Source organism: Bacteroides sp. L10-4 (assembly GCF_013373675.1).
GTDB classification, from domain to species: domain Bacteria; phylum Bacteroidota; class Bacteroidia; order Bacteroidales; family Bacteroidaceae; genus Bacteroides; species Bacteroides muris.
Genome location: NZ_JABXJH010000086.1, coordinates 1 through 10,495 on the forward strand (window position 1 = coordinate 1; position 10,495 = coordinate 10,495).

Annotated in this window: 8 protein-coding genes and 1 pseudogene; 8 read left to right on the forward strand and 1 reads right to left on the reverse strand. The window is 43.7% G+C overall.

All coding sequences use genetic code 11. The features are described from left to right. Positions 1–180: 180 nt before the first annotated feature. Positions 181–1,245 carry a hypothetical protein gene (locus HU824_RS18125; protein WP_136008812.1) on the reverse strand — a complete coding sequence of 355 codons (1,065 nt, stop codon included), beginning with the start codon at positions 1,243–1,245 and terminating at the stop codon, positions 181–183. Between the two features lie 230 nt (positions 1,246–1,475). On the opposite strand from HU824_RS18125, the gene HU824_RS18130 reads away from it, so the two are divergent. From HU824_RS18130 to HU824_RS19560, 8 genes and pseudogenes are all read left to right on the forward strand, one after another. Then, a complete protein-coding gene (locus HU824_RS18130) occupies positions 1,476–2,480 on the forward strand; it encodes a LacI family DNA-binding transcriptional regulator (RefSeq protein ID WP_136008811.1) in 1,005 nt (334 codons plus the stop codon). Between the two features lie 76 nt (positions 2,481–2,556). Beyond that, on the forward strand, positions 2,557–4,344 hold the full coding sequence (locus tag HU824_RS18135; RefSeq protein WP_176469609.1) for an L-fucose isomerase: 1,788 nt from the start codon (positions 2,557–2,559) through the stop codon (positions 4,342–4,344). A 14-nt stretch (positions 4,345–4,358) separates the two neighbouring features. Further along, positions 4,359–5,582: a DUF6786 family protein gene (locus HU824_RS18140; RefSeq protein WP_176469610.1), complete on the forward strand. Its 1,224-nt coding sequence runs from the start codon at positions 4,359–4,361 to the stop codon at positions 5,580–5,582. Between the two features lie 25 nt (positions 5,583–5,607). Next, positions 5,608–7,038, forward strand: a complete 1,431-nt coding sequence (gene fucP / locus HU824_RS18145) for an L-fucose:H+ symporter permease (protein WP_176469611.1) — start codon at positions 5,608–5,610, stop codon at positions 7,036–7,038. A gap of 11 nt (positions 7,039–7,049) precedes the next feature. Beyond that, a complete protein-coding gene (locus HU824_RS18150) occupies positions 7,050–8,690 on the forward strand; it encodes a ribulokinase (RefSeq protein ID WP_176469612.1) in 1,641 nt (546 codons plus the stop codon). A 28-nt stretch (positions 8,691–8,718) separates the two neighbouring features. Beyond that, complete coding sequence (locus HU824_RS18155; RefSeq protein ID WP_087333448.1) at positions 8,719–9,900, forward strand: glycoside hydrolase family 172 protein; 1,182 nt, start codon at positions 8,719–8,721, stop codon at positions 9,898–9,900. Positions 9,901–9,960: 60 nt separating this feature from the next. Continuing rightward, a complete protein-coding gene (locus HU824_RS18160) occupies positions 9,961–10,293 on the forward strand; it encodes a carboxypeptidase-like regulatory domain-containing protein (RefSeq protein ID WP_246866859.1) in 333 nt (110 codons plus the stop codon). An 18-nt stretch (positions 10,294–10,311) separates the two neighbouring features. Further along, a pseudogene (locus tag HU824_RS19560) lies at positions 10,312–10,495 on the forward strand (IS982 family transposase); the annotation flags it as partial.

Consider the following 10,495-nt stretch of genomic DNA (forward strand, 5'->3'; position numbering starts at 1 on the left):
ACAAAACGAACTTACGTGACCTGTTCGATAAGACTGATTTCAACGATATCAAAGAACTCGATTATCCCCTTTTTGAAGGACTATTTGATTAATTTTTTAACTCGTCCATTTTTATTGGACACTAATGTTCTGTTCTATAAATTAAGAAGAAAGGAATTTCTACCAAAAAGTAGTCCGTTCTTATTTCATAATGTGATTTATTAATTCTTCCGGTGAAAGAGGTGTGATACCAAAAATATAGCTTTGACCAGACTGAAATGGTTCAGTCAGTTCAAAGTTCTCATAAGCGATACCACCAGGTATCGGAGATTTACTTGCCCAATAAGCATAACGACCGTTCACAACTCCTTCTAACTCATTACTTGGATTGGAACAATACCAATATTGCGTTGCTTTTTTACCAGTATATTTCCAATGTGTATGTGTATCTTCAGCATATACAGCTTTTGTAGGGTCTTTCTCATCAGGTGACGCTATAAACCATACACCTCCATTTTTATCTTTTATCATTTCTGCCACTGGAGTATGGTTATGTTCTGTGAAATTAGAATCTTTATAGCTCGGCCATAATTGGCCGGCTTCTTTCGTTTTACCATCTGCGAGATGTAATGTCCTAAGTCTTGCTTTGTTTCCCATAGTAGCTGTGAGTATAAAACGATTTAGCTCATCTGACTCTTCCGTGGTATACGTAGTTAATTCAAACTCATAAGGCTTTCCTTCTGTGAATTTAGTCCGGACATAGATATCCGCACCATTATCAAAAGTTTCACAAAAGAAATACACAGTAAGTGTTTCAACTCCATTTTCCTTTGCTATTACTCCGTGAGCTGGATAATATTGATTTGGGAATGAGGGAGCTTCAGGAGTATTCCCACTCCAAAAACGTTTTCCACGAACATTATCAAGTTGACTCCATTCCAATTCTGAGAGCCCCCTATTATTTTTTGCTTTATCAATTGGTTCAAAAGCAATGAAATTGGTAACAACAAATTCATCATGTTCTAAATAAGGTGTATAGATACGAATTAGCCCACGTGGACCTCCTAATGGAGTAATTCCTATTCGGATACCATTTGCAAATCCCCAAATGGGTTGTGCTTTTGTATTTTGAGCAGGTTGTAACCATATTCCATTTTTTTCCGGAGTTGCTAAAGTTTCCGGAGCTATTTGTAGGTTAGTCTGTCCATAAAGGTAGTGTATTCTGCATGCAAAGAATAAAAGTGTAAATAGAATCTTGGTTTTCATGATTTTAAAAGTTTAAAATTAATTTTTATGTGTCGTTTATGGTAGTTCATATCGTTTTTAGCATGATTTGGTACTGCAAATATAAAAATGTTATAACGAATTAGCAAAATAATTTGCAGATTTAATTTTTATGTTTATATTTGCATCGTGAGAATACGATAAGTGCTACTGATTCAAGAGGTAACCTAAAAGTATAATACTATTATATAGCAAAAACGTTACACAAATATATGTCGTCACTAAAAAAAATATCGCTGAAGGATATTGCTGAAGCTGCAGGCGTTTCAACAGCATTGGTTTCGTTCGTTTTGAATGGGAAGAAGAAAGAGTATCGCGTGGGAGAAGAGACTGCCCAACGCATATTGAAAATTGCCAATGAAATGAACTACCAGCCTAATCTTGCGGCCAAAAGTCTTCGTAGTGGCAAAACAAAAACAATAGGATTAGTGGTTTCTGATATTTCCAACCCATTTTTTTCTCAATTAGCGCGTGTATTGGAAGATGAGGCAACCAAACGAGGATATACTGTACTTTTTGGGAGTTCAGATGAGGATAAGGATAAGATGAATCGTGTTGTCAGTAATCTTATTAATAAAGGTGTAGATGGACTCATCATTGTTCCTTGTGATAATTCCGAAAAGTCTATTGCTTCATTGGTGAACAACAATATTTCTATCGTTCTATTTGACCGCTATTTTCCTGAACTTAATGTCAGTTATGTAGCATTGAATAACTTTAATGCTTCCTATATATCAACCAAACATCTTTTGGATGCAGGCTATAATGCTCCTTGTATGGTGGCTTATGATGTCAACCTTATCCATATGAAAGAGCGTATCCGTGGTTATAAAAAGGCTATGGATGAAGCCGGTAAGAAAAACTTGGCTAACGTGGCCTTTTTGAAGCAGGATACTCCCAGAAAGTCAGCAGATCGTTTATTGCCTAAAATGATTGATGGTGGTGTAGACGCTTTCCTTTTTGCCACCAACATGATTTCATTGGCTTGTTTATATACAATAAAAGACATGGGAGAAGAAATTATTGGTAAAATAGGTTTAGTGGGTTTTGATGGTAATCCGGTATTTGACTTTTTTGGTGCTCCTATATCCTATATTCAACAGCCTATAGATGTTTTAGTACAGAAAGCACTTGAAATACTGATAGATATCATTGCAAACGGCAATACAGTGCAATCTGTTCTTGCTGAGGGAGAATTTATTGAGATAGCTCCTTAAGCGAGCTATTTTTTTAAATATTAGCTTAATCGTTTTAGTTAATTTATCATATAATTCAAATAAAATCAGTTGAACCATGAGAAATTCAAGATTAATTGGTGGAAAGCCAAAAATTGGTATCAGACCTATTATTGACGGTCGTCGTGGAGGTATCCGTGAGTCATTGGAGGATATGACTATGGCCATGGCCCATAAAGTGGCCGAGCTTTATTCTTCTGTTTTACGTCATAGCGACGGCACTTCCGTAGAGTGCGTTATTGCAGATACAACTATCGGTGGAGTGGCTGAAGCTGCTATGGCAGCTGAAAAATTCCGCAATAGTGGAGTAGGTATCATACTCTCTGTAACTCCTTGTTGGTGTTATGGATTCGAGACTATTGATATGGAAGGAGAAATGCCGAAAGCCATTTGGGGCTTTAATGGTACAGAACGTCCGGGTGCGGTTTATCTGGCTTCAGCATTGGCAAGTCATACACAGAAGGGATTGCCCACCTTTGGTATTTATGGACGTGATGTACAAGAAGTCACCAATATGGAAATTCCTGAAGATGTACAGGAAAAATTGTTGCGCTTTGCACGTGCAGGTATAGCAGTGGCTACAATGAAGGGGAAATCCTATCTTTCAATCGGCAGCGTATCCATGGGTATTGCAGGTTCTATTCCAAATCCTGATTTCTTCCAGGAGTATTTGGGCATGCGTAATGAGTATGTGGATGCCAGTGAAATAGAACGTCGTGTTCAGTTGGGTATTTATGACCATGAAGAGTTTGCATGTGCTATGGCATGGACAGAAAAGTATTGCAAGAGTAATGAAGGGACAGACTTTAATCCGGAACATCTGGTATATTCCCGTGAAGAGAAAGATGCCCGTTGGGAATATGTGGTGAAAATGACCCTCATTTTCCGTGATATGATGATTGGCAATCCCAAATTGGCAGAAATGGGCTTCAAGGAAGAATCAATGGGACACAATGCGATTGCTGCAGGTTTCCAGGGACAGCGCCAGTGGACGGATTATAAGCCTGACGGTGATTTTTCAGAAGCTATTCTGAATACTTCTTTTGATTGGAACGGTATCCGTGAAGCATTTACTTTTGCTACGGAAAATGATACGTTGAATTGTATTTCAATGCTCTTCAATCATTTATTGACCAATACGGCACAGATATTTGCGGATGTGCGTACTTATTGGAGTCCGAATGCCATAGAACGGGTAACGGGTAAGAAATTGGAAGGTAAGGCGGCAAACGGTTTCATTCACCTGATCAACTCCGGCTCTTGTACGCTTGATGGAACAGGCTGTCAGACACGTGACAATAAACCGGTAATGAAGCCTTTCTGGGAAATTACGGAAGAGGAAGTAGAAGCTTGTCTTTCTGCAACCAAGTGGCATCCGGCCAGTCGCGAATATATGCGTGGCGGTGGTTATTCTTCCCAGTTCCTGACTCGTGGTGAAATGCCGGTAACAATGTGCCGTTTGAATCTCGTAAAAGGTCAAGGTCCAGTATTGCAGATAGCCGAAGGATGGACAGTAAATTTGGATAAGGATGTCTTCAAGGCTATCAATGAACGTACTGACCGTACATGGCCTTCCACTTTCTTCGCTCCACGTCTGACAGGTAAGGGATATTTCCGTGATGTATATACTGTTATGAATAACTGGGGGGCTAATCATGGCGCTATCAGTTATGGTCATATCGGTGCTGACTTGATTACTCTGGCTTCCATGCTTCGTATCCCGGTATGCATGCACAATGTTTCTGAGGAAGATATTTTCCGTCCCAGTGCTTGGACCGCTTTTGGCGAGGATATGGAAGGCAGTGACTATAGAGCTTGCAAGAATTATGGACCTCTCTATAAATAAAGGAAACAGGCGTTATGTTGAAATCAACCAAACTGAAAAACACTCTGCTGGTAGGTGCAACTGCAATACTTGTATCATGCGGCGGACAAAAAGAAATCAAGATGGGAAGTTATGCTTATGATGCCCAGTTCTTAAAGGACCACGGCATTGAATATACTGAATTGGTATCTGCTGATGGGAATTCTAAAGTGATGGTTATTCCTGCATGGCAAGGCCGTGTAATGACTACTTCTGCTTCCGGCGATGAAGGTGACAGTTACGGCTGGATTAATTATCGTTTCATAAATGAGGGCAAAGTCAGTTCTCAATTTAATCCGGTAGGAGGTGAGGAACGCTTCTGGCTTGGTCCGGAAGGTGGTCCGTTCTCGCTTTATTTTAAGGAAGGACAAGAACAGGTTTATGATAATTGGATAGTTCCTCCGGTACTTGATACTGAAGCTTTTGACATAAAGTCGCAAGACAACAGTAGTATCCGTTTTGTGAAAGATACTCGTTTGACAAATGCTTCCGGTACTACTTTTGATATGAATATTGACCGTACTGTATCGTTGATGGATGCTGGTGAAGTGGCTGCCGATTTTAATATCCAGCTAACAAATGATATAAAAATTGTAGCTTACAAGAGTGAGAATAAGATTACCAATACAGGTGACAAGGCGTGGACAAAAGAGGGTGGTCTTGTATCTGTATGGATGCTCGGTTGTTTTAATCCTACACCGACCACTACTGTATTCATTCCTTATAAGCAAGATGCGGAAGGAACAATCGTGAATGATGAATATTTCGGTAAGATACCGACGGATAGGCTGATAAAGGAAAATGGTATTATCTATTTCAAGATTGACGGGCTCTATCGTTCCAAACTGGGATTGCCGGCTTCACGGGCAACGGATATTTGCGGAAGTTATGATTCATTGAAAGGCGTACTCACAATCCTGTGGTGTAGTCTTCCCGAAACTCCTTCAGTCTACGTAAATGGTCAATGGGGACCTCAGGAAAATCCGTTTGCCGGGGATGTAATCAACTCTTATAATGACGGTCCGGTAGAAGATGGTTCTATAATGGGACCTTTCTATGAAATTGAAACATCTTCTCCTGGTGCGGAGCTAGCTCCCGGTGCATCATTGGTTCATACGCAAAAGGTGATTCATATACAAGGTAAGGATAAACAATTGGCCCCTATCGTGCAAGATTTATTTGGAGCAGATTTGAATGTAATAAAAACAAAGTTTCAATAGGGTAACTATATAATGGAGAATTCGTATGGAATCAAATAAAATAATACCGAAAGGAATCCTCTTCCCATTCATTCTGCTCACTACTCTTTTCTTTGCCTGGGCTGTGCCGAATAATCTGACAGATACTATGCTTGCAGCTTTCAAGCGCATCATGAGTATGAGTGATTCGAAAACTGCTTGGATACAAGTGGTGTGCTATTTGTTAGGATATGGATGTTGCGCTGTTCCTGGTGCCTTGTTTATCAAGAAATACACTTATAAATCAGGTGTAATGCTGGGGCTTGGTCTATATGCATTTGGGGCTTTACTGTTCTATCCTGCCATGCTTAGCTTGGGAGTGAACGTTGATTTCAGCTTCTTTATGTATCTGCTTGCAATCTTCGTTCTCTTTGCCGGTCTTTCAGTCTTGGAGACATCTACCAATTCCTATATATTGGCAATCGGTCCTGAAAGTACTGCCACACGCCGTCTGAATCTGTCGCAGGCTTTTAACCCGTTCGGGGCAATTACGGGAGTAGTAATCAGTCAGATTTTCATCCTCTCAAAACTGAATGGAATGACAGCGACAGAACGTGCCTATCTTCCGGTTGAGGAGTTAATCGCCATCCAGGGACAAGAACTGAATGCTGTTACTACGGCTTATGTGGTACTTGGTCTAGTGATGTTGGTGCTTCTGCTTGCCATCCGCTTGACCAAAATGCCCAATCTTCGTGAAAGCGGAGAGAAAGTCGAATTTGGTGCTACGCTTCGTCGACTCGTAAAAAATAAAAATTATGTGTGGGGTGTAATCGCACAGTTCTTTTATGTAGGTGCTCAAATCGCAGTATGGTCTTTTGTCATCCGTTATGCCATGCAACAGCTCAATTTTGACGACGTGTTGGCTTCTTTAGGCGACTCAACTTCTGCGGAGGCCGTTGTCATCGCATTGCGCGGTGTGGAACCGATAGCTGCTGCATTCTATAATTGTTGTGAATGGCTTGGATTGAATGATTTACTGCCACGTACGGCAGAACAAGCTGCGGCCACTTACTATATCATGTCGCTCATTCTCTTTGTGACCATGAGGTTTGTATGCACTGCAATGATGAAGTACGTGAAAGCCTATAAACTTTTGATAGGGCTTTCGCTTCTTGCTGTAATGTGTTGTTTGGGTGCGATGTTCGGTAAGGGCTGTTTTGGAGTCTATTGCCTGATGGGTATTTCCGGATGTATGTCATTGATGTTCCCGACCATTTATGGTTTTGGTCTTACGGGTTTGGGGAATGACACTAAGATTGGAGGTTCATTCATGGTAATGGCTATTGCTGGTGCTGCCGTTCTGACCCAAATTCAGGGTATTGTCTCTGACCAGACGGGTAGTATTATGGCTGCATATGTTGTACCGGCCGTTGCTTTTGCAGTGATTGCCTATTATGGGTTCTTCATTGCAAGAAAACAAGAGTTAACAACCAAATAATGCTTTAAACTATGGAGTCAAACAAGAAATACGTTATTGGTCTTGATTTTGGTACGGATTCTTGTCGTGCACTGGTAGTGGATACATATACTGGCCGTGAAATGGCTACGGGGGTAAGTTTTTACCCCCGTTGGAAAGCGGGGCTTTACTGCGATGCACACAACAATCGTTATCGCCAACATCCATTAGATTATATTGAATCCATGACAGAGGCTGTACATATAGCTTTATCTGATTTGAAGGAAGAAGAGATTGCTTCTATTTGTGGATTATGTTTTGACACAACTGGTAGTACTCCTGCTTTAACCGATAAGGCAGGAATGCCATTAGCTTTATGTCCCGAGTTTGCAGAAGAACCGGATGCTATGTTTATTCTTTGGAAAGATCATACAGCTGTTCGAGAAGCTGAGCAAATCAATGCACTGATCAATAAACGTAACCTTGATTATTTACTTTATGAAGGTGGTACTTATTCATCAGAATGGGTATGGTCAAAGGTTTTACATATTATCAACACAAATGTCGCTATAAAGGATGCTGCTTATGCTTGGGTAGAACATTGTGATTGGATGACTGGATTAGTAACTGGTAACACTATTCCGGAACAGATCTTTCGTAGCCGTTGTGCTGCTGGACATAAAGCAATGTGGCATGCCAGTTGGTGTCTTCCTTCCGGCGAAGTTCTCGAAAAACTTAATCCGGCCTTGAAGGAAATGCTCCCCCATCTGTTCACGGAAACCCACACCAGCGACACCAAGGCAGGTGAGCTGACACACGAGTGGGCAGACAGGCTTGGACTTCCCCAAGGAATCGCCGTGGCTGTGGGAGCACTGGACGCCCATATGGGAGCCGTAGGCGCATCCGTCGCCCCGGGAATACTGACACGTATCATGGGAACATCCACCTGCGACATCATGGTTGCCGGCAAAGACGAGGTAGGCGGACGCTGTATCAAGGGAATCTGCGGCCAGGTGGACGGTTCGGTGCTTCCGGGATTCATAGGTTTCGAGGCCGGACAGTCAGCTTTCGGAGACATCTACGCCTGGTTCAGGAAGATGCTGGCATGGACACTGAAGGACATCCCCGAGGGGGAGGCCAGGCAGAAAGTTCTGGAAGGCATGCTGGTGGAACTCACCCGTGAGGCCCAGGACATGGAACCCTCCGAGGACGGTGTTGTCGCCTTGGACTGGATGAATGGCCGCCGTACCCCCGATGCGGACCAGAACGTGAAGGGTGCCGTTGCGGGACTCACGCTGGGAACCAGTGCCCCAGAAATATTCCGTGCGCTGGTGGAAGCCACCGCCTTCGGTTCCCGCCGTATTGTGGAGCATATGAAGGGACAGGGGCTGCGCATTGATTCGGTCAATGCCATCGGAGGCATCAGCAAGAAGGCGCCCTTCGTGATGCAGACGCTGGCGAACGTGCTGGACATGCCTATCCGTGTGGTCCGCTCGGAACAGACCTGTGCCCTGGGGGCGGCAATGTTCGCGGCAGTTGCCGCAGGGGTGTACAAGGATATCAATGAGGCGACAAGGCACATGGGATCGGACATCGAGGCTGAATACCGGCCGGATGAGAAAAGAGCCCTCATCTACGAAAAACTGTACAAGAAATATCTTGAACTGGCAAAACTTGCTGAAACCATTAACTAAGTATACAAACCATTAATCTATTTAAAATATGAGAATCAAATCATTAATTCTGGCGGCCTTGTGCATGGTCACCGTGGGTGTTTACGCCCAAAGTAACTACCCCTTCAACGGACTGGACATGAACATGGGTAACCTGTCAAGACTGTCCGATGCGAAGACACGTTCCATCAGCCCCGAGAACTTTACAGGTGAGAAAGGCAAGGGCGGCATGGCCGACCCGGTCAGGGACAAGGACCAGCGCAATGTGGCCAACGCCCACCATGCGGCCAAGGACCTGGGCAAGGGTTGGAAGGTGAACCCCTTCATCATCGTGAAACCGGGAGAGACAATCACGATTGCGGAGATTGAGGGTCCGGGAGCCATCCAGCAGATCTGGATGACGCCGACCGGGAACTGGCGCTTCTCCATCCTGAGAATGTACTGGGACGACGAGAAGGAGCCTTCCGTCGAATGTCCGGTGGGTGACTTTTTCTGCAGCGCATACAATGAATATGCACAGCTTTCCTCGCTGGCCGTCTGCGTGAATCCGGGCAGCGCTTTCAACTGCTACTGGAAGATGCCTTTCCGCAAGAAAGCCCGTATCACGCTGGAGAACATCAACACCGCCGAGGAGATGCGCCTGTACTACCAAATCAACTACACCCTGACAGAAGTCCCCGAGGACGAGGCCTACTTCCACGCGCAGTTCCGTCGTTCCAACCCGACCCAGGGGTCTCTGCACACGCTGATTGACGGTGTGAAGGGCAAGGGACAGTATGTGGGTACCTACCTGGCGTGGCGTGTAAACGACAACTGCTGGTGGGGTGAAGGGGAAATCAAGTTCTACATGGACGGTGACAAGGAATACCCGACTATCTGTGGAACCGGGGCTGAGGACTACTTCTGCGGCTCGTACAATTTCGAGAACCAGAAGACGCGCCAATACCAGGAGTTCACCACCCCCTATGCCGGTATGCACCAGGTAATCCGTCCTGACGGGCTGTACCGTGCGGTGACTGCTTTCGGGCTGTACCGCTGGCATATCCTTGACCCGGTACGCTTCGACAAGGACCTGAAGGTCACGATACAGGACCTGGGATGGCGTCATGACGGACGCTACAACAACCAGAAGTCGGATATCTCGTCGACCACTTTCTGGTACCAGGCCGAGCCGCATGCCAAATTTCCGGCTTTGCCGAGCAAGGACGATTTGGAAATTCCAAGATGGTAATTGGGTATGCTCAATATTTAAAATTACGTTGTTTTTTATTAACTATTAAATCAAAGTATTATGAGGAGTTCTTTTAAAAGGAATGGTTTCATAGCATTGGCATCAATGCTATCATTTGCAGTGTATGCAGGGGATTATTTACCCCTTGCAACCGCTGCATTGGGGACAAATGAATCTGTTCAAGTATCCGAGCATGGTGTAGATACTTCTAATGAGATTCAACAAGCGAGAGTAATACAAGGAACAGTTCTGGAAGAAGGGACTAATGAGCCTCTTATTGGGGTGAATGTTGTCGTTAAAGGAACTACTATAGGTACAACTACTGATGTGGAGGGAAAATATTCGATAAGAATACCTTCTGATAATGCTATATTAACCCGTTGGTTGAATTAAAATTCTAAATATTTACAAATGAAAAAGTTGCACAATTTGCAGATTATTAGTAAATTAGTGGTAACCACACCGTTTACTACTATTGCACTGCTTATGCGCAACTTCATAGCAAATTTCGTCAGAATCCTCGGAATCTGCAAGGATTTTGCCGGAAATCGAGTTAATGAACATGGAAACGTACCCAGGTGCGGTGTTGTTCCCA

Excerpts from the sequence above, each read along its gene's own strand:
- HU824_RS18125 (WP_136008812.1), bottom strand. The coding sequence starts at position 1,245 with ATGAAAACCAAGATTCTATTTACACTTTTATTCTTTGCATGCAGAATA.
- HU824_RS18130 (WP_136008811.1), top strand. The coding sequence starts at position 1,476 with ATGTCGTCACTAAAAAAAATATCGCTGAAGGATATTGCTGAAGCTGCA.
- HU824_RS18135 (WP_176469609.1), top strand. The coding sequence starts at position 2,557 with ATGAGAAATTCAAGATTAATTGGTGGAAAGCCAAAAATTGGTATCAGA.
- HU824_RS18140 (WP_176469610.1), top strand. The coding sequence starts at position 4,359 with ATGTTGAAATCAACCAAACTGAAAAACACTCTGCTGGTAGGTGCAACT.
- fucP (WP_176469611.1), top strand. The coding sequence starts at position 5,608 with ATGGAATCAAATAAAATAATACCGAAAGGAATCCTCTTCCCATTCATT.
- HU824_RS18150 (WP_176469612.1), top strand. The coding sequence starts at position 7,050 with ATGGAGTCAAACAAGAAATACGTTATTGGTCTTGATTTTGGTACGGAT.
- HU824_RS18155 (WP_087333448.1), top strand. The coding sequence starts at position 8,719 with ATGAGAATCAAATCATTAATTCTGGCGGCCTTGTGCATGGTCACCGTG.
- HU824_RS18160 (WP_246866859.1), top strand. The coding sequence starts at position 9,961 with ATGAGGAGTTCTTTTAAAAGGAATGGTTTCATAGCATTGGCATCAATG.